The 21,365-nt window shown below is 32.9% G+C and carries 26 protein-coding genes; 21 read left to right on the top strand and 5 right to left on the bottom strand.

Annotated elements, in window-relative coordinates; genetic code table 11:
* Positions 1-91: 91 nt before the first annotated feature.
* The 6 genes from AC1Q5Z_RS02865 to AC1Q5Z_RS02840 all read left to right on the top strand — a co-directional run bounded on the left by AC1Q5Z_RS02865 (position 92) and on the right by AC1Q5Z_RS02840 (position 5,200).
* Complete coding sequence (locus tag AC1Q5Z_RS02865) at positions 92-1,012, top strand: homoserine kinase (protein WP_492443774.1); 921 nt, start codon at positions 92-94, stop codon at positions 1,010-1,012.
* Positions 1,013-1,456: 444 nt separating this feature from the next.
* Positions 1,457-2,746, top strand: coding sequence for a threonine synthase (thrC, locus tag AC1Q5Z_RS02860; protein WP_492443773.1), 1,290 nt, complete (start codon positions 1,457-1,459; stop codon positions 2,744-2,746).
* A gap of 299 nt (positions 2,747-3,045) precedes the next feature.
* Positions 3,046-3,477 (top strand): hypothetical protein, encoded by a 432-nt coding sequence (locus AC1Q5Z_RS02855; protein ID WP_492443772.1) that lies wholly within the window; start codon positions 3,046-3,048, stop codon positions 3,475-3,477.
* Positions 3,474-3,860 (top strand): hypothetical protein, encoded by a 387-nt coding sequence (locus AC1Q5Z_RS02850; RefSeq protein WP_492443771.1) that lies wholly within the window; start codon positions 3,474-3,476, stop codon positions 3,858-3,860. The genes AC1Q5Z_RS02855 and AC1Q5Z_RS02850 overlap by 4 nt, the downstream gene beginning before the upstream one ends.
* A 159-nt stretch (positions 3,861-4,019) precedes the next feature.
* Positions 4,020-4,688, top strand: a complete 669-nt coding sequence (locus tag AC1Q5Z_RS02845; RefSeq protein WP_492443770.1) for a hypothetical protein — start codon at positions 4,020-4,022, stop codon at positions 4,686-4,688.
* 140 nt (positions 4,689-4,828) lie between these two features.
* Complete coding sequence (locus AC1Q5Z_RS02840; RefSeq protein ID WP_492443769.1) at positions 4,829-5,200, top strand: hypothetical protein; 372 nt, start codon at positions 4,829-4,831, stop codon at positions 5,198-5,200.
* A gap of 153 nt (positions 5,201-5,353) precedes the next feature.
* On the opposite strand, the gene AC1Q5Z_RS02835 is transcribed toward AC1Q5Z_RS02840, so the two are convergent.
* Complete coding sequence (locus AC1Q5Z_RS02835) at positions 5,354-5,746, bottom strand: helix-turn-helix domain-containing protein (protein ID WP_121361658.1); 393 nt, start codon at positions 5,744-5,746, stop codon at positions 5,354-5,356.
* A gap of 137 nt (positions 5,747-5,883) precedes the next feature.
* Here AC1Q5Z_RS02835 and AC1Q5Z_RS02830 point away from each other — a divergent pair, with 137 nt between their 5' ends.
* The 6 genes from AC1Q5Z_RS02830 to AC1Q5Z_RS02805 all read left to right on the top strand — a co-directional run bounded on the left by AC1Q5Z_RS02830 (position 5,884) and on the right by AC1Q5Z_RS02805 (position 8,886).
* Positions 5,884-6,408: a hypothetical protein gene (locus AC1Q5Z_RS02830; RefSeq protein ID WP_492443766.1), complete on the top strand. Its 525-nt coding sequence runs from the start codon at positions 5,884-5,886 to the stop codon at positions 6,406-6,408.
* On the top strand, positions 6,392-6,625 hold the full coding sequence (locus tag AC1Q5Z_RS02825; protein WP_492443764.1) for a hypothetical protein: 234 nt from the start codon (positions 6,392-6,394) through the stop codon (positions 6,623-6,625). The genes AC1Q5Z_RS02830 and AC1Q5Z_RS02825 overlap by 17 nt, the downstream gene beginning before the upstream one ends.
* 62 nt (positions 6,626-6,687) lie before the next feature.
* Positions 6,688-7,515, top strand: coding sequence for an SMP-30/gluconolactonase/LRE family protein (locus AC1Q5Z_RS02820; RefSeq protein ID WP_492443762.1), 828 nt, complete (start codon positions 6,688-6,690; stop codon positions 7,513-7,515).
* 91 nt (positions 7,516-7,606) lie between these two features.
* Complete coding sequence (locus tag AC1Q5Z_RS02815) at positions 7,607-8,113, top strand: GNAT family N-acetyltransferase (protein WP_492443760.1); 507 nt, start codon at positions 7,607-7,609, stop codon at positions 8,111-8,113.
* Between the two features lie 295 nt (positions 8,114-8,408).
* The gene (locus AC1Q5Z_RS02810; protein ID WP_492443759.1) at positions 8,409-8,585 is read left to right on the top strand and encodes a HutD family protein; all 177 of its coding nucleotides are present in this window, start codon (positions 8,409-8,411) and stop codon (positions 8,583-8,585) included.
* A 13-nt stretch (positions 8,586-8,598) separates the two neighbouring features.
* On the top strand, positions 8,599-8,886 hold the full coding sequence (locus AC1Q5Z_RS02805; RefSeq protein WP_492443757.1) for a hypothetical protein: 288 nt from the start codon (positions 8,599-8,601) through the stop codon (positions 8,884-8,886).
* A 231-nt stretch (positions 8,887-9,117) separates the two neighbouring features.
* Here AC1Q5Z_RS02805 and AC1Q5Z_RS02800 read toward each other — a convergent pair whose 3' ends face one another.
* Positions 9,118-9,687 carry a Crp/Fnr family transcriptional regulator gene (locus AC1Q5Z_RS02800; protein WP_278022153.1) on the bottom strand — a complete coding sequence of 190 codons (570 nt, stop codon included), beginning with the start codon at positions 9,685-9,687 and terminating at the stop codon, positions 9,118-9,120.
* Positions 9,688-9,924: 237 nt separating this feature from the next.
* Between AC1Q5Z_RS02800 and AC1Q5Z_RS02795 the strand changes: the two genes are divergently transcribed.
* On the top strand, positions 9,925-11,043 hold the full coding sequence (locus AC1Q5Z_RS02795; RefSeq protein WP_492443754.1) for a pectate lyase family protein: 1,119 nt from the start codon (positions 9,925-9,927) through the stop codon (positions 11,041-11,043).
* A gap of 325 nt (positions 11,044-11,368) precedes the next feature.
* Here the strand turns inward: AC1Q5Z_RS02795 and AC1Q5Z_RS02790 are convergent, their stop codons facing one another.
* The 3 genes from AC1Q5Z_RS02790 to AC1Q5Z_RS02780 form a co-directional block, all read right to left on the bottom strand.
* A complete protein-coding gene (locus AC1Q5Z_RS02790; protein WP_343589145.1) occupies positions 11,369-11,752 on the bottom strand; it encodes a DUF3037 domain-containing protein in 384 nt (127 codons plus the stop codon).
* Positions 11,742-12,521: a HipA family kinase gene (locus AC1Q5Z_RS02785; protein WP_278022157.1), complete on the bottom strand. Its 780-nt coding sequence runs from the start codon at positions 12,519-12,521 to the stop codon at positions 11,742-11,744. The genes AC1Q5Z_RS02790 and AC1Q5Z_RS02785 overlap by 11 nt, the downstream gene beginning before the upstream one ends.
* Before the next feature lie 293 nt (positions 12,522-12,814).
* Positions 12,815-13,663, bottom strand: a complete 849-nt coding sequence (locus AC1Q5Z_RS02780; RefSeq protein ID WP_343589147.1) for an NAD(P)H-hydrate dehydratase — start codon at positions 13,661-13,663, stop codon at positions 12,815-12,817.
* A gap of 234 nt (positions 13,664-13,897) precedes the next feature.
* Between AC1Q5Z_RS02780 and gcvT the strand changes: the two genes are divergently transcribed.
* The 8 genes from gcvT (at position 13,898) to AC1Q5Z_RS02740 (ending at position 21,360) form a co-directional block, all read left to right on the top strand.
* On the top strand, positions 13,898-14,980 hold the full coding sequence (gene gcvT / locus AC1Q5Z_RS02775; RefSeq protein ID WP_492443751.1) for a glycine cleavage system aminomethyltransferase GcvT: 1,083 nt from the start codon (positions 13,898-13,900) through the stop codon (positions 14,978-14,980).
* Between the two features lie 198 nt (positions 14,981-15,178).
* Entirely contained in the window at positions 15,179-17,215 is a 2,037-nt protein-coding gene (locus AC1Q5Z_RS02770) for a carboxy terminal-processing peptidase (RefSeq protein WP_343589149.1), read from the top strand.
* 310 nt (positions 17,216-17,525) lie between these two features.
* On the top strand, positions 17,526-18,239 hold the full coding sequence (locus AC1Q5Z_RS02765) for a YebC/PmpR family DNA-binding transcriptional regulator (protein ID WP_012024626.1): 714 nt from the start codon (positions 17,526-17,528) through the stop codon (positions 18,237-18,239).
* Between the two features lie 78 nt (positions 18,240-18,317).
* Positions 18,318-18,710, top strand: coding sequence for a hypothetical protein (locus AC1Q5Z_RS02760; RefSeq protein WP_343589151.1), 393 nt, complete (start codon positions 18,318-18,320; stop codon positions 18,708-18,710).
* A gap of 240 nt (positions 18,711-18,950) precedes the next feature.
* Entirely contained in the window at positions 18,951-19,448 is a 498-nt protein-coding gene (locus AC1Q5Z_RS02755) for a hypothetical protein (protein WP_198857174.1), read from the top strand.
* 2 nt (positions 19,449-19,450) lie between these two features.
* Positions 19,451-19,993 carry a hypothetical protein gene (locus tag AC1Q5Z_RS02750; protein ID WP_492443747.1) on the top strand — a complete coding sequence of 181 codons (543 nt, stop codon included), beginning with the start codon at positions 19,451-19,453 and terminating at the stop codon, positions 19,991-19,993.
* Positions 19,994-20,039: 46 nt separating this feature from the next.
* Positions 20,040-20,735, top strand: a complete 696-nt coding sequence (locus AC1Q5Z_RS02745; protein ID WP_492443745.1) for a hypothetical protein — start codon at positions 20,040-20,042, stop codon at positions 20,733-20,735.
* A gap of 127 nt (positions 20,736-20,862) precedes the next feature.
* On the top strand, positions 20,863-21,360 hold the full coding sequence (locus AC1Q5Z_RS02740) for a hypothetical protein (protein WP_492443743.1): 498 nt from the start codon (positions 20,863-20,865) through the stop codon (positions 21,358-21,360).
* Positions 21,361-21,365 lie beyond the last annotated feature (5 nt).

The raw sequence follows: 21,365 nt of genomic DNA, 5'->3' as shown, positions 1-21,365 counted from the left end.
TCTTAGACCCTCAGAACCTTAGAAACTAAAAATAAAAAGCTGCATAAGAAACCTTAGAATCTTAGCATCTTAGAACCTCAGAACCTTAAAAATGGAAATTAAACTATTTTGCCCGGCAACTATCGCCAATCTCTCATGCGGATTTGACGTACTCGGACTTTGCTTAGACAATGCGGGCGATGAAATGATTGTTCGAAAAGTCGATCAAAAAGGAGTTCGAATCACTAAAATTGTTGGTGCCGATTTACCTTTAGAAACCGAGAAAAACGTTTCTGGAGTTGCGGCTTTGGCCATGTTAGAAACTTTAGACGAATTGGACTTCGGATTTGAAATCGAAATTTATAAAAACATAAAAGCCGGAAGCGGAATCGGAAGCAGTGCTGCAAGTTCTGCGGGAGCGGTTTTCGGGATTAATGAATTATTGGGAAGACCGTATTCTCGTAAAGATTTAGTTCAGTTTGCGATGCAGGGCGAAAAATTAGCCAGCGGAAACGCACATGCCGACAACGTTGCTCCTGCCCTTTTAGGCGGATTTACTTTGGTAAGAAGCTACGCGCCACTTGATATTATCAGAATTGATAGTCCAGAGGAATTATACGCAACGGTGGTTCACCCGCAAATTGAATTGAAAACTTCTGACGCACGTTCGGTTTTAAAACAAAACGTTTCCTTAAAAAGCGCCATCATGCAATGGGGAAATGTAGGCGGATTAGTTGCAGGTCTTTACACCAAAGATTACGAATTAATCGGACGTTCGCTTCATGACGAAATCGTTGAGCCTTTAAGAAGTGTTTTAATTCCAGGTTTCGATCAAATCAAACAAACGGCTTACGAAAACGGCGCTTTAGGTTCTGGAATTTCAGGTTCTGGCCCGTCAATCTTCGCTTTAAGCCGAGGAAAAAACACAGCCGAACAAATCGCAAAAGCCATGAGCGATGTTTACGAAAAAATGAATTTACCATATGAGATTCATGTTTCGAAGATTAATCCTGATGGAGTTAGGATTTTGTAGAAAAGTATTAAGTACGAAGAATTAAGTATTTAAGATTTATACGAAACGTTTGTCAGGCTGAGCGGAGTCGAAGCCCACACAAAGTATGGCACGCAAAGTATAACCGCACAGTTTGTCATCCTGAGGAACGAAGGATCACACAAAGAGTAGACACAAAACACAACCATGCAGTTTGTCATTTCGACGGAGGAGAAATCTCCACGAGAAGCTCGACAAAGATTGGATCAGCGTTACGGAGTTACTTGCGAAGATTTCTCCTTACGTCGAAATGACAAACTTTGAGGATTTACGTTATGTTAATCCGTTGCGGGGGCTTCGACTCCGCTCAGCCTGACAAAACCAAAACATAATTGAAAATATAATTTATTGGAATTTGGAATTTTAGTATTGGAATTTACTCTCCAAAAAATCTAAAATCTAAAATCTAAAATCTAAAATTTAGAAATGAAATACTACAGTTTAAACCATAATGCCCCAAAAGTTTCTTTTCAAGAAGCTGTTATACAAGGATTAGCAACAGACAAAGGATTATATTTCCCAGAAAGCATAACACCGCTTGATCCTTCTTTTTTTGAAAAAATCGAAAGTTTAAGCCACGAAGAAATTGCTTTTGAAGCTATTAAACAATTTGTTGGAGACGAAATCCCAGCAGAAAAACTAAAAGAAATCATTGCCGAAACTTTAGTTTTTGATTTTCCGGTGGTGAAAGTCGAAAACGGAATCTATTCGTTAGAATTATTTCACGGACCAACAATGGCGTTTAAAGACGTTGGAGCGCGTTTCATGTCACGTTGTTTGGGCTATTTCAATAAAGACAAAAAAGAGGCTAAAAACACAGTTTTAGTAGCTACTTCTGGAGATACGGGCGGAGCCGTTGCCAGCGGATTCTTAGGCGTTGACGGCGTTGATGTTGTCATTTTATATCCGTCTGGAAAAGTGAGCGATATTCAGGAAAAACAATTGACTACTTTAGGGCAAAACATTAAAGCGCTTGAAGTTGACGGTGTTTTTGATGATTGTCAGGATATGGTGAAAAAAGCGTTTTTAGATGAAACTTTAGCGCACAAAAACCTGACTTCTGCAAACTCAATTAATATTGCGCGCTGGTTGCCGCAAATGTTTTATTTCTTCTTTGCTTACAAAGCGTTGAAAAGCCAGAACAAACCTTTAGTTTTCTCTTGCCCAAGCGGAAACTTTGGGAATATCTGCGCGGGAATTATGGCAAAAAAATTAGGTTTGCCAATTGAGCATTTCGTTGCTTCTACAAACGTAAACGACACGGTGCCAAGATTCTTAGAAAACGGAAAATACGACCCGAAACCATCTAAAGCCACAATCTCTAACGCCATGGATGTTGGAAACCCAAGCAACTTTATTAGAATTCAGGAATTGTACAACAATGACTTAAAAGCTTTCGAAAAAGACTTTTCTTCTTATAGTTATACGGACGAAGAAACTTTAGTTGCCCTAAAAAACATTTATAACACAGACGGTTATATTGCAGAACCACACGGTGCTGTTGGTTATTTAGGTTTGAAAAAAGAACTAAAAAAACACCCTAACGCCATTGGTATTTTCTTAGAAACAGCGCATCCTATTAAATTTTTAGATGTTGTGGAACCTGCTTTAGGAATTACACTTCCTATTCCTGCTCAAATTGAGAGCGTTATTAATGAGGAGAAAGTTAGTGTGAAGATTGGGACTTATGAGGAGTTGAAGAGTTTTTTGGGGTAAGTAAATTAATTATATCGTACATTATAAAAACGACTGATATTTTTTTCAGTCGTTTTTTTGTTAATCAGTATGAGTTAATATTTTTTAGATTTTTTCCTTTCAAAAAATAAAACTAATTATTCTCCATTAAGTTTAAAAATCTTGTAAGAAAAAAACATATATTTGAAAGTATATAAAACGAATGAAACCTTCGCTTATCAAACCGAAATCATGTGTAAATGCAAAGGTTTGTTTCGCATATAAATTAGTTTTGAGCGATTTTACCTCAGAATCAAGAATCTAACAATACAAATAAAATTATGAATTTAGATTTACATAAAATAAAATCATTGACATTCATTACTATTATTTTCATAATTTTTACAACAATTTGCGCAGGAATTCTATTCATATTAGCTTATAATAAAGAACTTTTTATTCAGACAGATACTTTAAAATTACTTCTATTAAGCTTTGCAATAATTTCACCTTTTTGGATTTTAAATTGTTTTATTATATCAATATTTGACAATAAAGATAAGCCAAATATTGAAGAAGATTTTCAACTTTATGGTTTGTTAGGAAGTATAATATCTATACCCGTAATTTATACTCCGGTTTTAATAAAAATTTTTAATGATATAAGTTTACAAATCGGCATTATGAGTTCTATCTCAATGGAATTATTAGTAATAATAATTCTGATTCTTTCTGAATTAAAATCGAAAAAAATCAAAAAAAATCAAAAATGATAAATGATGTATTAAAAAGGTTAAAGAGAACATTAGGAGAAATAGCTACAGACTCTAATATTGAACAAAGAAATTCTGCATTAAGAGCAATTTCGAACGCTTTAGATGAGACCTATTTATATTATAGAGATTTAAAAAAAGGAATGGTTAGAAGTCTAGATCGAGAAAGTTTATTAGTAAAATATTGGTCAGCGGCCGCAATTCCAATTGGTAATTTTGATTCTCAGCTTGCAGAAATCTGTGATTTAAAATCTGAATATTGGACTAAACCTGACAATTACTCTGATGAAAAAATAAAATCCCTGAATATTGAATTAGACAGTGTTCGTCAAGCATATAGAAAACATATAGCAAATAGATATTCAGTTAATAACAGAGATTAATAAAAAACTGCTGCCAAAAGCCGCTAGATTTGGGCATTTAGCTGAATTTAAAGATAGTTTTATATTTGGCAAAAGCGCTTAACTGAAACATGAATCTTAATTTAGTTTCCAACTTCGCCAAATGCCGGAACGTTTGCAGTAATTAAAAAAAAACGAAAATTGAAAGATTTTATAATTAATTTAATATGTGGATTTCTTGGAGGCTTTTTCGTTTATTCTATTCAAATTAGAAACGAAAAAAATAAAAGAAAAAATCACATTGAAGAAAAATTAAAAGACAGCAGAAAGATTATTCCAAAGGATTTTATTCATTCTATAACCATTGGAATGTCAATGGTTAAACTTGAAGAATTTATCGGCTTACCACTATTTACTTACACAATTGATGAAAATGAATTATTTGGAAATGATTTAATTGTTAATATTAATGAATATAGATTTGAAAATTGTCTTATAAAAATTTTACACCAAAATAATCAATTATCAGCTATTCTTATTTCAAGTTATTTACAAAGTAAAATAGAACTAATAAAATACGATTCAGAAATAGAAAATCCAACAATTGGAAATTTTTGCGTTGACTATACTTTTGAATCAGATAATAATGAAATTATACACGAAATAACTTCGAGAGATAGTTGGTTTGGAATTATTGAATATCACGGAAGAATGGGAAATTATAATCATTTTTGCTATTATGGCGTGAAATTTTTTGGAATTGATGAAGCGGAAAATTTAAATATTGAAAAATTGAAAGGATCTGTAATTGATGGGTTTGGAATTTCATCTAATCCAGAACTTTTTAAATATTATTCATCAACATTTTAGAAGAAAAAACTCTTACCAACAGCCATTACCCTCGCTAGCGCGAACGTCCCGCTCGTGAACACAAAGAAACTCAAGAACCAATCAAAACAGAAGAAAAGCGTTTATAATATTGATTCTAAAACAATTACGACTAAAATTATATGAACCGAATTAAACCAGAAGAATTAACAGAGAGTTTAAGTGATGAACAATTAGAAGTTTTAGCCGAAATGTTAGGTGAAACACCAACATCTACTGAATGGCGTGAGTGTTACAAGAAATTGACCGATTCACAATTATTCCAAGTTCATAATAAACTAGGTGAATTAATCAGAAGAAAAGAACAGGAACGATTAAATGCTATGACAAAAGAAGAAAGGGAACAAGAAGATGAAAAATGGAAAATATGGTACGAAAATTTAAGTCCTCATGATTTTCATGGCAATATGGGAGAACCTGCCACGGTAGAAGAATTCAAAAGTCGTTATGGTGTTTATCCTTCTGGATATGATGAAAATGGAAATAAAATTTAAAATTTTTCTTTTCCAATTCCCCGCTCGTGAACATAAAGAAATTAAAAACCATTTGGAACGTGCACGAGCGGGACTCTCGCGCTAACAATAGAACAAAAAAAAAAGAGACCTCATCAAAGGTCTCTTTTCAATTTAATATATTTTCAAAAACAGTTATTTCCCGTTCAATAATTTCTCCAAATACTCCACTTTATCTTTTTCAGCTTGCACCAAACGTTCGTAAAGTTCTACAACTTTATCTAAAGGATTAAAGTTGCAATTTGTAGCAAAGATACTGCCTGTTGTAACAACATTATTATTAAAACTATTGAAGTAATTAATAACACCTTCATCTGAAAAGCTTTTAATTGCTTCAACAGAAACATCAAGAGCTTTAGCTATCTCAATTAGTTTTTCTTCATCCACAGTTTCACTGTTTTCAATAGCCGAAATCGTCTGCTGACTTGTTCCCAAAGCCTGTGCCAGTGCTTCCTGTTTCATATCTTTAAGCTCTCTGATACGGCTTATATTTCTGCCGATATGTTTTGGTTTTGTTGCTGTACTCATAATTCAAAGATATTTAAAATTCTTAAACGAAAATAAATTTCGGTAAAAAACAAAAGTGTTTTTGTAAGATACTATTTTCATTATTTATATATTAGCCAGCTCTAGAGTAATTACCAATTATTAATCTTATTGTAAAAATGGCAGTTTGGCAATATCTTTTAATCGTAGTTCCAGAAGATTCAATCGATAATAATTACGAATGCATTTTTAAAAATAACAAAACAGAATTTTTACCAGAGACTGATGTTTTTTGGAAAAATTTTAATGGCGACATTCCTTCAATCATTTCTGAACTTGATCAAATTATCCCTAAAGCTAATTGGGGAAATGAGACTTATTTAAACTGGAAAGGAAATGGACAAAATGAAGAAGATAATGATGCTCATATTTTTCTAAATAATGACAAAACAAATATTATAGAATTTCAATTTAGGATTGATCTAAGAAAATCATCCAATATTACTGAAGTTTTACAATCAATTCTAAATCTATGCAAGAAAAATCAATTGGTTTTAATTGATTTAAAAGGTCAAATTTTTAAACCAAATTTAGAGGATATTTTCAAAAGTATTAAAGCCTCAAATGCTACAAGATTTTTAAGTGATCCAATACAATTTTTTGAAGATTTGAGTAAAAATAGTTCAGATGAAACCAGAGCATAAACTTATCCTTGAATTACTAGAATCTTATTTAGAAAAGAATCAAAGTCAGAGATTTGGACAGGCATTGTTCAATCTCAATATTAATGAATTTCAGAAAACTACAGACCCAAGAAATCCAAATTATAATATAAGAGATATTCATGGCGACAATGATTTAGATATTATTGAACGAATCAAAAATCGTTTAGATTTGATTGAATCACAGAAAAATAATTAGTTGCCTCTCGCTAACGTGAGCATCCAATTCGTGAACACAAAGAAATTCAAAAGCCAATCAAAATGAAAAAAAATGTTTATTATGTTTTAGTGCTATTTACAATAAGTTTTTCGGGTATTGCTCAACATTCTTTACATAGAATTTGGATAACCGATAGTATTTTGCCCATTCCTGAATCGGTATTATTCGACAAAACAGATCAGATCTTATATACCTCTTTAATGGATGGTTCGCCGGCTGAACGTGACGGAAAAGGAAGCATAGGAAAATTAACTGTCGATGGAAAAATTATCAATTTAAATTGGATATCAGGTTTAAATGCTCCAAAAGGAATGGCAAAATTCAAGAATAAGTTATTTGTAGCCGACCTGACAGAAATTGTAATTATAGATATCAAACAACAAAAAATACTAAAAAAAATAACCGTTGATGAAGCCAAAATATTAAACGACGTAACTGTTGATAAAAAAGGAGTTGTTTATGTTTCTGATCCAAAAGTGGGTAAGATTTTCAAATTAGAAAATGATATTGCAACTGTTTACTTAGAAAACCTAAACAAACCTAACGGCCTAAAAGCTATCGATACTGATTTGTATTTTTTAGACAGTGGATCATTATACAAAATGGATTCTAAAAAAAATAAACAGCTTTTGGCAGAAGGCATGGATGAAAATACAGATGGGATTGAGCCAATAACAGACAATGCGTTTATTGTGAGCTGCTGGACTGGAGTTATTTATTATGTAAATAAAGATGGCTCAAAAGAAATCCTTTCAGATACCAGAAAAGAAGAATATTACACAGCCGATATAGGACTCGACAAGGAGAAAAAAATAGTCTATGTCCCTTCTCTTTTCAAGAAAACCATAGCAGCATATTCGCTTAGGTAATTTTAGCAACCATTTATTATATACTAAAAGCTGCAATTATAATTTTGCAGCTTTTTTTATCTTTGAAAATCAATTTCAGAATATATTACTCGTGATTACAAAAGCATTACTACAAGACATCCCAGCATTAACCATCTTAATAAATTCAGCATACAGAGGCGAAACTTCTAAAAAAGGCTGGACAACCGAAGCGCATTTACTAGAAGGAAAAAGAACCGACGAACAAGAAATGACCGAAATCTTTCTTGATCCAAAAAATACGATTCTGAAATTTACAGAAAATGACAAAATAATCGGTTCAGTTTTATTGGTTGAAAAAGCTCATCAATTGTATTTAGGAATGCTAACCGTTTCGCCAGAACTTCAAAACAGCGGAATCGGGAAAAAACTTTTGGCAGAAGCCGAAAATCATGCAAAATCTCTAGAATTGTCAAGTATTATTATGACAGTTATTTCGGTACGTGAAGAGCTTGTCGCGTGGTACAAACGTCATGGTTATGTAGATACAGGAAAACGTGAAGCTTTTCCTGAAAGCGAAATTCATACGACAGTTTCTGCTGAACCTTTGGAGTTTATTTATTTGGAGAAAAGTATTTAAGTTTTTTTTGCCACTAAGGCGTGAAGACACGAAGTTTTTTAATCTCGCAGAGCCGCAAAGTTTTTTCGATAAAGCTCTCCATACAGTTTGTCTTCCTGAGCGGAGTCGAAGGACCGCCAAGCTATTCAGCAAAGTTTTTCTTCTTTGTCGAGCTACTTATGATCCTTCGACTTCGCTCAGGAGGACAAAAAATGAGAATAAAATCATTAAAATATTCAATAAATGAACATACAGCTTTTCTCTAAAAAAAAACACGAAACCCTCTATTTGGAGTGGCGGATTGACATATGAATATATGATCTATCCAAAAACCGCAATTTATGCCCATAGAGATTTCGCATTTAGAATAAGCAGTGCTACAATTGAAGAAGTACCTTCAGAGTTTACCAAATTTAAAGGCTATCACCGATACTTAGTTATGCTTGATAACGACTTAGAGGTTGAGGTAAACAAAAAAAAAAAAGGAATATGAGAAGTATGAAATCATGGAATTTAATTCGGATGATGAGGTAACTTCTTTCACCAAAGGCTCTGATTTTAATTGGATGGTTTCTGAAAAAATATCCTATCATAAACTGGAAATAGCCAATAATAATCAGAATTGTAATGCTGAAGTAGCGATTGTATTTTCTTTAGATACAACCGTTATTACGATTAATGAGAAGCCGCACCATTTAGAACCTTATGCTTTATTGGTTATTGAAAATCAAAAAAAGGAAAATATAAGCTTTCATTTTTCTAATGAATGCCTTTTTGGAATGTTGGATTTTTAATCGAGTTTTTTTGCCGCGAAGGCGCGAAGACTCGAAGTTTTTATATAAAGTTCCCATGCAGTTTGTCATTTCGACGAAGGAGAAATCTTCGCGAGAAGCTCTACAAAGATTGGCGAAATACTTTGCGGAGCCACTTGCGAAGATTTCTCCTTCGTCGAAATGACAAAAATGAGATTAGTGCATTAATCTCTATAAAATCTGCGTGAAATAAAAACTTAGAATCTCAGAATCTTAGCATCTCCTTTTTATCTTCGATAAAAACTCGTGCGAAACACCCAAATACGAAGATAAATTCTTATTGTTTATCGAAGTTACTTTTTGTGGGTAACGTTCTTTAAAATCCAAATAACGTTGTTTTGATGTTTTATGAAGAACATCCAGAAGTCTTTGCTGAATGGCAACATTAGCACGTTCAATCATGAGAACATGAAACTTAATAAGTTTTGGGATAACGGCAAACAAATACGCTTTTTGCATTTTATTAATGACCACTACTTCGCTGTCTTCAATGGCTTTAATGTTGTACGTGGTCGGCTTTTGATGGTAAAAACTTTCCAGATCGCAAATCCATTCGTTTTCGAACGAGAAGAAAATTACGGTTTCTGTTCCATTTTCATTTACAATGTAGGTTTTGAATGATCCTTTTAAAATAAATCCTTCGTAACTGCTGTTTGAATTCTGGATTTGCAGAAATTGATTCTTTTTGAGTTTGATAATCTCTGCTTTCGAAACAATTATGTCCCATTCTTCATCTGTGAGCGGAATTTTCCTTTCAATGTTTTTTCTTAGTAGGTTGTACATTTTTGTGGTTTTTGTTTAAGGAATAAGTTTGTTTATCGATTCATCATTAATTAGGGGCTTAACCAATGTAATCGATTACGTAAAAATAAGCTATTTGTGCATTTTTGTAAATTTACAAGTGTTAAAAAAATACATTTCGTAGATTTTTTTGTAAAAGTTTGAACTTGTTCAACTTTTTTCCTACAAATAATATTGAGTTTTGCGTTGTCAAACTTTTATAAATAACCAAACTTAATTATGAACTTAAAATCAAAACTTTCAATGTTCGCAGCAGCATTGATTCTCGGATTTACGGCATGTAATTCTGAAGAAATCGCTTCAAACACAGAAGCAAGTATTCAACCAACAAACGAAACAGCGATTGATGCTTCAGCAACCAATACTACAGCTAAAGTTGGAAATTGCGCTGAGGTTCCAGGATGGGCTTCACAAAATGGTGGAACAACTGGTGGCGGGTCTTCTGCCGAAACTACAGTTACCACTTACGCTCAGCTGAAATCGGCGATTGAAAACACTTCTGTAAAAGTGATTAAAGTTTCTGGAACAATTACCATTACTACTAGATTGTCTTTTCAAGATCAAACCGGAAAAACAATTTATGGTGCTAGCGGTGCAAAATTAGTTTCAACGAATCAAACTAAAGACGGTTCTGGAATCATCAACATTAAAAGATGTAAAAACATCATTATTAGAAACTTGATTTTTGAAGGTCCAGGTGCTTACGATACAGATGGTTGGGATAATGCAATTTTAGATGACTGCCAAAATGTTTGGGTAGATCACTGCGAATTTAGAGACGGTGTTGACGGAAACTTCGACATCAAAAACAAATCAGATTATATTTCGGTTACGTATTCTAAATTCCACTACTTAAAAGCACCAAAAGCGGGTGGTTCTGGCGGAACTGACGATCACCGTTTCTCTAACTTAATTGGTTCTAGCGATGGTGCAACTGCCGACCGCGGTAAATTAAGAATCACTTTTGCAAGATGCTGGTGGGCTCCAGGCTGTAAAGAAAGAATGCCTAGAGTTCGTTTTGGACAAGTGCATATTGTAAACAGTTTCTTTAATAGCACTGTAAGCAATAAATGTATTGCAGCAGGATTTGAAGCAAATATTCGCGTAGAAAGCAATGTTTTTGAAGGGGTAAAAAATCCAATCGATTTAATGACGGGTTATACTGCAGTTACAGCTACTGATAACGTATTTACAAGTGTAACGGGAACTCAGGCTGGAAGCGGTACTGCTTTTACTCCGCCATACTCTATCGTAAAATTGGCTAAAACTGCGGTTAAAGCTGATATTTCTGCAAATGCAGGACCTACTTTAGGAGGTAATGTTTGCGGTTCTTTTTAATTGAATTAGAATAAATAGTAAGTTAGTTTTTAGTTAGAACCACGGATTGCAGTAAATGCAGTTCGTGGTTTTTTATTTTTTATTTTTTATTTTGCCACGAAGACGCAAAGGCGCAAAGTTTTTCATTTCATATAGTATACCCAAAATTGTCATTTCGACGAAGGAGAAATGACAAAGTGTATGGAAACTTTATCAAAAAACTTTGCGCCTCTGCTCCCGATAGCTATCTGGGTTGCGAGATTTTTTTACGGAATATCAGACGCATTGCTATGTGCCTCAACAAAAAAACCTTAGAATCTTAGCATCTTAGAATCTTAGCTACTTTTTAAAGCACCAACTCCTCAAACAATCTCTGAATCGTTTTCTCCAAATCCTGGCTAAAACCTGGATGAGGTCTCGAGGTTTGAATTGCTGAACTTCTAATGGCTGTTAACCATCTAAAACGTTCCGGAATTTCAAATTCGGCGATTGGACCGCCGTCTTTGGCTCCTTTGGCGATTTTTTCTAATGAAGTTAAATTACATTCTAACTGTTCGATATCGAAATCGGCAGAAAGGGTTTGTATTTTTTCTTTATTTAAATGAAAAAGAACCTTTATAAATCTAGCTTTTTTGCAAAACAAAATGATTCCGATATTCAGGAATTCTTCGCGCTCTACCCTTGGCACAACACGAATCACAGCATATTCGTATAAGTGATTATCTTGCATTTTGCGCCTGATTTACAAATATTTCTGAATTCTCTATTCTTGTCTTTAAAAACTGCAAATAAACATTTCGCAATCCTTCTGGAGTTTCGTCTGCATCTTCCCACTGCAACCAGTCTAGCGGAATCGTATTGACAATTTCTTCTAAAATTTCTGGCGTAAGAATCGCTTTAAACTCAGTATCAACTTCTTTTAACATTGAAGCCTGAGGCAGTAAAACGTGATCTTTAATTAACGCAAATGGACTTTTAGCATGTTGTTCCCAATTGCTCCAAGAATGATGAAAGTACAAACACGCACCATGATCAATCAGCCATAATTCTTTATGCCAAATCAACATATTGGTGTTTCTGAAAGTTCGGTCGACATTGGTTATATAAGCATCTAGCCAAACAATTTGTGATGCTAATTTAGCATCGACAGTTGTTACAACTGGATCAAAAGTAATTGCGCCAGATAAAAAGTGAAGTGCTAAGTTTAAGCCCTGACTTCCTTGCAGTAAATCTTGGATTTCTTCGTCGCCTTCTGTTCTTCCGAAAGCTTCGTCGAGATTTGCGAATACTAATTCTGGCAATTGTAATTTTAAGGCTTTTGCGATTTGTCCGCCAACTAATTCGGCTATTAAAGCTTTTACGCCATGTCCGGCTCCTCTAAATTTTAATACGTATTTAAAATCGTCATCGGCTTCTGCTAATGCGGGTAAAGAACCGCCTTCGCGCAGTGGCGTGATATAACGCATGACGTTTACTGTTCTAAGATCGAAGTTTTTCATGTTACAAACTTACAATTTTTGATTTTAGATTGTAGAGGGTAGATTTTAGATTTTTTATTGTGGTGAGATTTTTAACGCAGAGAACACAAAGTTTTTTCGCAAAGTTCACGAAAGTTTTTTTTGAGTTTGCTTTGCTTTTTTTAAGTTCACAAAGCATTATTCTCATTTTTTTTGCACTCTTAACTGGATGTTATTTATTCTACAATAAAATCTTTTCGAGCTCAGAAAAAGCAAAGCATTCTTTAGAAACTCAACGAACTTTGCGAAAAAACTTTGTGTTCTCTGCGTTAAAATTACTTTTCTAAACTCAAAAAAGCTTTCCCTAAATACTTAATAATCGTAGAAGCCGTAAAAGATTCATAACCTGTTTTTGGCAAAGCTAAATCGGCTGTTAATCCGTGGAGGTAAACGCCCATTTTGGAAGCATATTTGGGTTCGTAACCTTGTGCAAGAAGACTTGTGAGAATTCCGGTTAACACGTCTCCACTTCCTGCGGTCGCAAGTGCGGCGTTTCCGCTTGTGTTTTCGTATACTGAAGTTCTGTTTATAATGAATGTTGGTGCGCCTTTCATGACGATAATCACTTTGTATTTTTCTGAAAAAGCAATTGTTTTCTGGAATTTCTCGGCTTCTGAATTCCACTTTCCTATCAAACGTTCCAATTCTTTTGGATGAGGTGTTAGAATCGTGTCTTCTAGAACCAATTCTAGCCATGATAAGTTTTCTGAGATAATATTTAATGCATCTGCATCAATAACTAAAGGCGCTTTATTTATTCGCAGAAATTCAAATAAGGCTTTTTGTGTTCCCAGCTCCTTTCCTATTCCTGGACCTATTCCAACGGCTTGCGGGATTAGCGGTAAATGAATGTTGGTAATAAAATTTGTGTTTTCGTCGGTTACGGTCATGACTTCTGGAATAGAGATTTGAAGGATTTGATAACCGCACTTTGGTATAAAAGTCGTTACGAGTCCGCAGCCAGATTTTAGACAAGATTTTGAAGCTAAAACTCCTGCTCCTATTTTGCCATAACTTCCAGCAATAATCACCGCATGACCTTGTGTTCCTTTATGAGTTTTAGGATTTATAGGTTTGTATAATTTTAGAATTTCTTCTTTTGTAATTAAATACGATGATTTCATCTAGACGATTTTATACAATAAAATTACATAAAAAATTGAAATCAAAACTCGTCTTTTGAAACTGATAGTCCTAGCCCTGATAGTAGCGGCATCCTTTTTGTTTTTTCTTTAAAAACAAAAAGATATAGCGGATAGCAGGAAATAGCTCCAAATTATTGCGAAATTTATAATTTAAGGTATTCGAAATCGATATTTTTTGAATAGATTTGCAAAACAATTTTATAAAACAACACAATGAAAAATACTGCGCTTACGTACATACACGAAGGTTTAGGAGCGAAAATGCTTCCTTTTGCTGGTTATAATATGCCTATTACTTATGAAGGGGTTAATGCTGAACACGAAACAGTTCGTAACGGCGTGGGAGTTTTTGACGTTTCGCACATGGGTGAATTTTTGTTAACGGGTCCAAATGCTTTGGCTTTGATTCAGAAAGTGACTTCAAATGATGCTTCTACTTTGACAATTGGAAGAGCGCAATATTCTTGTCTTCCAAATAACGAAGGCGGAATTGTTGACGATTTGATTATTTATAAAATGAAAGAAGAAGAGTATTTACTAGTTGTAAATGCTTCGAATATTGAAAAAGACTGGAACTGGATTTCATCTCACAATGATTTGGGAGTTGACATGAAAAACCTTTCTGATGAGTATTCTTTATTGGCAATTCAAGGACCAAAAGCAGTTGAAGCTATGCAGTCTTTGACTTCTGTTGATTTGTCAGCGATTACATATTATCATTTTGAAGTAGCTGATTTTGCTGGATTTAGTGACGTAATTATTTCCGCTACTGGCTATACTGGTTCTGGCGGATTTGAAATCTACTGCAAAAATGCAGATGCTGAAGCAATCTGGAATAAAGTTTTTGAAGCAGGAGCTTCTTTTGGCATTAAGCCGATTGGTCTTGCTGCACGCGATACTTTACGTTTAGAAATGGGATTCTGCCTTTACGGAAATGATATCAACGACACTACTTCTCCTCTTGAAGCTGGTTTAGGATGGATTACAAAATTTACTAAAGATTTTACGAATTCTGAAGCGCTTAAAAAGCAAAAAGAAGCTGGTGTTGCAAGAAAATTAGTTGCTTTTGAAATGCAGGAACGTGCGGTACCAAGACACGATTATGAAATTGTTGATGGTTCTGGAGCTGTAATCGGAATTGTAACTTCTGGAACAATGTCTCCTTCTATGAATAAAGGAATTGGTTTAGGTTATGTTACAACTGCTAACAGCGCAGTTGACAGCGATATTTTTATTAGAATTAGAAAAAATGATGTTCCTGCTAAAGTGGTAAAATTGCCATTCTACAAGAAATAATTTTTATAGAAGTAAATTAAAAAATGCGTTACCAATGTAACGCATTTTTTGTTTGTATAAAAGACTGTTTTAGCCAATGTTCTTCTACTGTTTGTTCGTTTAACGGTTAAATACTTTTAGTTGTCGATATTTCGAAAAAAATACTACAATTTGTAAAAAAATTAGTGTAACTTTAATGATGAACCATGAATTTCATTTATGAAAAAAATTTCACTACTCCTTTTTTTGCTAACATCAACTATATCTATTGGTCAGAACAGCGCAGAAACTTGTGAAATATTAAACAAAATAAATGCGCTCATTCAAGCGGAACATTTAAGACCTAAACCTGTTGATGACAGCCTCTCTGTGTTTGTTTTTGACAATCTTATTAACGAACTGGATCCTTCTCGCAATATTTTTTATAAGAGCGAATACGACGAATTGGCTCAAAAATATCGCTACAATCTTGACGATTTAATCTTAAAAAACGATTGCAGTTTTCTTACTGATATAAAAGCTACTTACATAAATGGTCTTATACGCACTAAGAAAGTTTTAGAAAAAATTCAGACCATGCCAATTGATTATTCTAAAAAAGATACTATACGTTTTTATAAAAAATCTTTTGCTTTTTATTTAAAGAAAGAAGACTTAGAAAAGGTTTGGGTAAAAAAACTGCGTTATCAAATCTTAGACGATATTGCTGAAACAAGTGATAATCTGGATTCTTTACGAACCAATTTCAAATCGATTGAACAAATTTCTAAAAATCAAATTCTTACAAATGAAATTTGCCGTTTTAGCACCCTAATAGAATCTAATACCAAACAGGAAGAAAAACTATATAATTTCTTCTGCACATACTTTGATCCGCATACGGCTTATTTTAGCGATGATTCTAAAACAAGTTTTGTTGCTTCCTTATCAAAAGAACATTTGTCGCTTGGAATGACAGTAAACCTCAACGAGAAAAACGAAATCATTATTGATGAGGTAGATCCAAACGGTCCTGCGTATCAAACTGGGCAGATAAAAAAGGGCGATCAGATTATTTCTATTTCCAACCAAAAAGAAACGCTTCAGGTTTCTTGCGCTTCATTAGAGTCTATTTCTTCAATGATTTTATCAGAAAACAACAAACAGATTACACTTACTTTAAAACGCAATTCTGGTAAAAGTTTTGATGTTTATATTGAAAAGAAAATGATGAAAGATGAAGAAAATTCTGTTTTTAGTTTCATCATTGGCAAAGACAGCAAAATTGGATATGTCAAAATTCCAAGCTTTTATGCCGACCTTGATGGCACTAGCAGAAAAGGATGTGCAGATGATGTTGCCCGCGAAGTTATAAAACTGCAGCGAGACGACATAAAAGGGCTTGTTATTGATCTTATCGATAATGGCGGCGGTTCTATGGAAGAAGCCATAAAACTTGCTGGAATGTTTGTAGATTATGGTCCGCTTTCGATAGTCGTTGACAACAAAAAAGAAAAATCTGTAATTAATGATCCTTTTAAAGGTGTTATTTACAGAGGACCAATTGTAGTGCTGGTTAATAGTAACACGGCTTCAGCAAGCGAATTCTTTTCTTCTATTATGCAAGATTATAATCGAGCTCTTTTGTTAGGAAGCTCTACACTAGGAAAGGCTACAATGCAGACTATTCTTCCGCTTGACGAGGAAAAAAATACCGATTTCTTAAAAATTACTATTAATAAGTTTTACAGAATTACAGGTAAAAGCCACCAATATATAGGTGTAAAACCAGATGTTGTACTTCCTGAATTTTACGAAGACATCTACCAAAAAGAAAGCGATTTTCCGACCGCTATGAAAAACGATAGTATCGAGCCTTTCTTAAAATACAAAACTTACGTAAAGCGAAATCTAATAGATAAAATTGCAAAAAATAGCGCGCAGAGATTATCTGACAATTACTTTTTTAACAATATCAAAAAGATCAATATTAAAATAGATCAGCTTGTAAATGCTCCAAAATCTGAAATTCCGTTGACATTGGATGCGGTTTTTACACAAAAAAAGACATTAGGTGCACTTTGGACAGAGATCAATACTTTTAATGACGAAAATAATCCGCTTGATGTTTACAATTCTAGTGTTAATCAGTTTCTTTTAGGCGCTTATCCAAATGATAAAACGATTAATCAAGATCAAATGGATAACCTTAAAATAAATCCATACCTCAACGAAGCTGTAAATATCATTAACGAATTTAACGGAGGCATGAAATAGTTTTTTTTTAGATTCTAAGATACTAAGATACTAAGCTGCTAAGGTTCTAAGTTTTTTTACTGCAATCCCGATTGCTATTGTTTATGCGGGATTCACAAAGTTTTTTATATAAAGCTTTGCGTTTTGCAAACCACACTTTAAAAATAATGTCTTTGCGCATTTTGCGGTTACATTCTACTTAAGCCATTCAACTTGAAATCTGAAACTTGAATCTTAAAAAATCTCAAAAACATTCTATAAAAAAGAATTGTTTTGTTTTTGTAAAAATTTGGAAAACCTTATTTTTGCATCACAAAACTAAAAATTAGAAATGGGAAGAGCGTTCGAATTTAGAAAAGGAAGAAAAATGAAACGTTGGTCTGCAATGGCCAAAACATTTACCAGAATTGGTAAAGATATCGTAATGGCTGTTAAAGAAGGTGGACCAAACCCAGATGCCAATTCTAGATTAAGAGCCGTTATACAAAATGCGAAAGCTGCAAACATGCCTAAAGACAATGTTGAGCGCGCTATTAAAAATGCAAGTAATAAAGACACTGCTAACTATAAAGAAATTTTGTTTGAAGGATACGCTCCTCACGGAATTGCAATCTTAATTGAAACTGCTTCTGATAACAATAACAGAACTGTAGCTAACATTCGTAGTTATTTCAACAAATGCAACGGTACTATGGGAACTCAAGGTTCTGTTGAGTTTATGTTTGACCACACTTGCAACTTCAGAATTGCGAAAGATGGTATCGATGCTGAAGAGTTAGAATTAGAATTAATTGATTTTGGTGCTGAGGAAGTTTTTGAAGACGAAGACGGAATCTTAATCTATGCTCCTTTTGGAAGTTTTGGTGCTTTACAAAAAGAATTAGAAAACAGAGGTCTTGAAATCCTTTCTTCTGGTTTTGAGCGTATTCCGCAAATTACTAAAGAATTGACTGAAGCTCAAATCGCTGACGTTGAAAAATTAATCGAAAAAATAGAAGAAGATGATGACGTAATGAACGTTTATCATACAATGAAAGAAGAATAGTCTTTCTATAAAATATATTTTAAAGCTCTGGATTCTTCGGAGCTTTTTTTTTACCATAAACACAAATTCTTAGAAATAATGAATTCTTATTTTAGCAAATTTCAGAATGGAATATTCGCTGTCGTAAAATTAGATGGCAAACTATCTCTTTATTTTGGAGAAAACTCATGGTGGCTTTTAGACGATTGGGAAAATGACATTCTTAATGATAATTATTTTCAAGAAATAGAATCTTTAAAAATTGAATTTGAAACTATACATAATGCATTTAAAACTGAATATTCCGATTTAGATAAAAGCACTTATCTTCCTAGTTTGTATATCGACTTTGATCATAAGGAACTTTATAATAACTTTTTTGACCAAGCTTTAGAAAATAGAATTATTGAAGGCTGGAAAGGTATTTTTATAGAAAATCAGAATCAATTTTTAGAAATGATTCCTGAAAATTGCAGGTACTGGAAAATATAAAAATTGGAGTTTTTAAAACTTTTTTGTTTCAATTTATTTTGGTTTTAGTTTCAAATAAAAAATTATATTTGCTAATATCAGATGTAAAACCATTTAAATCTTCATTATGCAATCATCAAAATTTATGAAATTTGCTGTAATAGCGCTTGTAATCTTATTTATTGTCATTAGTGTTATTAGCTAAAAAAATATAAGTCTTTTGGTTTTCAAAAGACTTTTTTATTTAAACAAATTCTCTAAATGAAACTAATAGAAAATTTCTATTGCATACAATCTGTAAATTTCGCCGACGATACTGAAGGAATAAGTTCAATCAAAACAGAATTAGTAAGACCTTCTATAAAATTATTAGATGTAGAATATTCTGAAAAAAAGACCTCGACAAAAAATTTAGTTGCTAAATCATGTGGAGCTTCTGATGAAGATTTTACTTTAGATGAATTATTGTTTTTATCAAAAACATACGGATTCGAAATTGAAGAAGACGATAATTTAAAAGGATATTATAAAAGCGTTTTAAAAATTCATAAACTGTATGACTGCCCTGGCTATATCACTTTAATGGAACTAGACGGAAAAGAATATTTAAAGATTGAATTCCTTCGTTGGCAATTTGACTGTCAACCTAGAGGCGCGGGAGAAGATATGTTGGGAGAAGATATCACCTACATTCTTGGCATTTGGGAATCGCCATTACTGACAGATGAAATAGTTTCTAAAATTAAAGCAAGTAACTAAAAATGATAAAAGTATTAGAAAAAGATTGGGAAATTTTACATAAAAACTTCAGAATAAGGAGAGAAGAATTGTTTCTCATTTTTCCTTACAGAGCAAATTTTGAAGAGATGAAACAGTTACTTCTGGAATCAAAAACAGATTCTGTATTCAATAATCGATTTAATGCAATACTATGGAGATTTCCAATTTCTATGTCTGATAATGAATTTATGAAATTATTGCAATTCTTTTTATTAGAAAATTGGCATCATGATCATGAATTCATAATTAGTTCTTTTCAGGATACTTTTTATGACGATAAAGAGAATATCAAAATTTTAATGCAAGCCTTTTCTTCGCTTCCTGAGTTTTATAAATATGACGAGGCTCTTAAATATCCTTATATCCGTAAAATCATATACGCTATTGGTGCACAACCTGAGCCATACAATATTGAAGCATTAGAAACTATTTCGCAATCTGAAGACGAAGAAATAAAAGCATTAGCATTGCATCAAATTGAAAAGAGAAAACGATTGGGCAGATGGGAAGCAGAAAATGATTAATAATTTTTTCATTAGAATTTCAATTGACCTTTTTTAGAATTAAATCATGATGCAGCTCACAAAGATTACTAGTTTAAACGACTTCAAAATAGAAAACAAAAAAATTGAATTTGTTTATAAAGGCTGGGAAGAACCTAATAGAGGTCAGGAACTTGTCTATTATGCTTTACTGATTGATGGAATAGATAAAACCAAAGAGTTGTTTTCATCAGATACAATTCGATGTGTCTTCAATAAAAAAATTGAAACAGAACATCCTACAAAAAATTTTGCATTTATTCCAAACAACGATTTTCTTTTATTAAATACTTTGAACCTTACTAAAACTAACTTAAAAGTATATTTTAGAGAAAACAGAAACACATTTCAGGACAGTTTGGTCGGAAGTTTCTTTTACCCAGAAAATCATTTATTAATCAATAAAAGAAGTTTGGTTTTGACTGATCTTAGCACTTTAGAAAGTAAAAAAATAAAGTTTGAAGAAGATCTAAGTATCGAATGGGCTTTTTTGATTAACGCTACTCAAATTCAAATCATTGAGGCTTTTTCCAACAACTGTTTTGTTTATGATTTAAAAGAAGAGAAAATTATTATGAAAAGAAATATTGTAAATGAATCTCTTTATCCTAATATCTTTAGATGGATTTACAGAGGACAAGAATACCAATCCAATCAATTACAAATGGAACTGATTCAAAAAAAAGAGGATAAATCTATTAGTACTTATTTCAAAAATGACTGATATATTAGACACGATAACATTTCATTTCATTACTGAAAATAGATGAAGAATTATTTAAAAAAGACGGATTGTGGACGTCATTAATAGAAGATATTGAGTTTGGTATTGTTAGCTAAAAAATCAAATAATGGGAATATATGCACATATAATTAAAGATTGGCAGAAACATGATCCTGAAAAAGTTTTTATGGACGCGGCAAAAGTGTGTTATACTATAAATGCAATGTTCAATTTTGGCAATGTAAAGATGTTTTTTCCTGATGGAAAACTAAAACACACCTCTGTAGGCATAATTGATGATAAAGTTTCAACCTCGAAGGCCAATGAAAATCAATTTATATTTAATATTCAAGGTGTTAATGATGAAGATATCGAACTCGGATTAGACAAAGATCTCGATTATTTAGTGCCTAATAAAAGATTATGCAGTCTTGCTTATATTGAAAAAGTAAGAGACAGCAATACAGAATTGATTTTCCGTTTTGCTTATGAATACTTAAAACTAAATCAAGACGAATATTTTTGGTTCGAATGGGATTATGCTTTTAGTTGGAACGATATGATAAAGCTTAAAAAACTTCCTTTCAATAAAAATTGGTGCTTTATAAATCCTGATACTCTTTAATTTAA

This window comes from Flavobacterium sp. GW823-FHT06G12, from assembly GCF_058794775.1.
Note: the sequence above shows the minus strand (reverse complement) of the source record. Positions and strands in the feature narration are given on the sequence as shown.

Coding starts and splice junctions, on each gene's coding strand:
- AC1Q5Z_RS02865 (WP_492443774.1), top strand. CDS start 92: ATGGAAATTAAACTATTTTGCCCGGCAACTATCGCCAATCTCTCATGC.
- thrC (WP_492443773.1), top strand. CDS start 1,457: ATGAAATACTACAGTTTAAACCATAATGCCCCAAAAGTTTCTTTTCAA.
- AC1Q5Z_RS02855 (WP_492443772.1), top strand. CDS start 3,046: ATGAATTTAGATTTACATAAAATAAAATCATTGACATTCATTACTATT.
- AC1Q5Z_RS02850 (WP_492443771.1), top strand. CDS start 3,474: ATGATAAATGATGTATTAAAAAGGTTAAAGAGAACATTAGGAGAAATA.
- AC1Q5Z_RS02840 (WP_492443769.1), top strand. CDS start 4,829: ATGAACCGAATTAAACCAGAAGAATTAACAGAGAGTTTAAGTGATGAA.
- AC1Q5Z_RS02835 (WP_121361658.1), bottom strand. CDS start 5,746: ATGAGTACAGCAACAAAACCAAAACATATCGGCAGAAATATAAGCCGT.
- AC1Q5Z_RS02830 (WP_492443766.1), top strand. CDS start 5,884: ATGGCAGTTTGGCAATATCTTTTAATCGTAGTTCCAGAAGATTCAATC.
- AC1Q5Z_RS02825 (WP_492443764.1), top strand. CDS start 6,392: ATGAAACCAGAGCATAAACTTATCCTTGAATTACTAGAATCTTATTTA.
- AC1Q5Z_RS02820 (WP_492443762.1), top strand. CDS start 6,688: ATGAAAAAAAATGTTTATTATGTTTTAGTGCTATTTACAATAAGTTTT.
- AC1Q5Z_RS02810 (WP_492443759.1), top strand. CDS start 8,409: ATGATCTATCCAAAAACCGCAATTTATGCCCATAGAGATTTCGCATTT.
- AC1Q5Z_RS02805 (WP_492443757.1), top strand. CDS start 8,599: ATGGAATTTAATTCGGATGATGAGGTAACTTCTTTCACCAAAGGCTCT.
- AC1Q5Z_RS02800 (WP_278022153.1), bottom strand. CDS start 9,687: ATGTACAACCTACTAAGAAAAAACATTGAAAGGAAAATTCCGCTCACA.
- AC1Q5Z_RS02795 (WP_492443754.1), top strand. CDS start 9,925: ATGAACTTAAAATCAAAACTTTCAATGTTCGCAGCAGCATTGATTCTC.
- AC1Q5Z_RS02790 (WP_343589145.1), bottom strand. CDS start 11,752: ATGCAAGATAATCACTTATACGAATATGCTGTGATTCGTGTTGTGCCA.
- AC1Q5Z_RS02785 (WP_278022157.1), bottom strand. CDS start 12,521: ATGAAAAACTTCGATCTTAGAACAGTAAACGTCATGCGTTATATCACG.
- AC1Q5Z_RS02780 (WP_343589147.1), bottom strand. CDS start 13,663: ATGAAATCATCGTATTTAATTACAAAAGAAGAAATTCTAAAATTATAC.
- gcvT (WP_492443751.1), top strand. CDS start 13,898: ATGAAAAATACTGCGCTTACGTACATACACGAAGGTTTAGGAGCGAAA.
- AC1Q5Z_RS02770 (WP_343589149.1), top strand. CDS start 15,179: ATGAAAAAAATTTCACTACTCCTTTTTTTGCTAACATCAACTATATCT.
- AC1Q5Z_RS02765 (WP_012024626.1), top strand. CDS start 17,526: ATGGGAAGAGCGTTCGAATTTAGAAAAGGAAGAAAAATGAAACGTTGG.
- AC1Q5Z_RS02760 (WP_343589151.1), top strand. CDS start 18,318: ATGAATTCTTATTTTAGCAAATTTCAGAATGGAATATTCGCTGTCGTA.
- AC1Q5Z_RS02755 (WP_198857174.1), top strand. CDS start 18,951: ATGAAACTAATAGAAAATTTCTATTGCATACAATCTGTAAATTTCGCC.
- AC1Q5Z_RS02750 (WP_492443747.1), top strand. CDS start 19,451: ATGATAAAAGTATTAGAAAAAGATTGGGAAATTTTACATAAAAACTTC.
- AC1Q5Z_RS02745 (WP_492443745.1), top strand. CDS start 20,040: ATGATGCAGCTCACAAAGATTACTAGTTTAAACGACTTCAAAATAGAA.
- AC1Q5Z_RS02740 (WP_492443743.1), top strand. CDS start 20,863: ATGGGAATATATGCACATATAATTAAAGATTGGCAGAAACATGATCCT.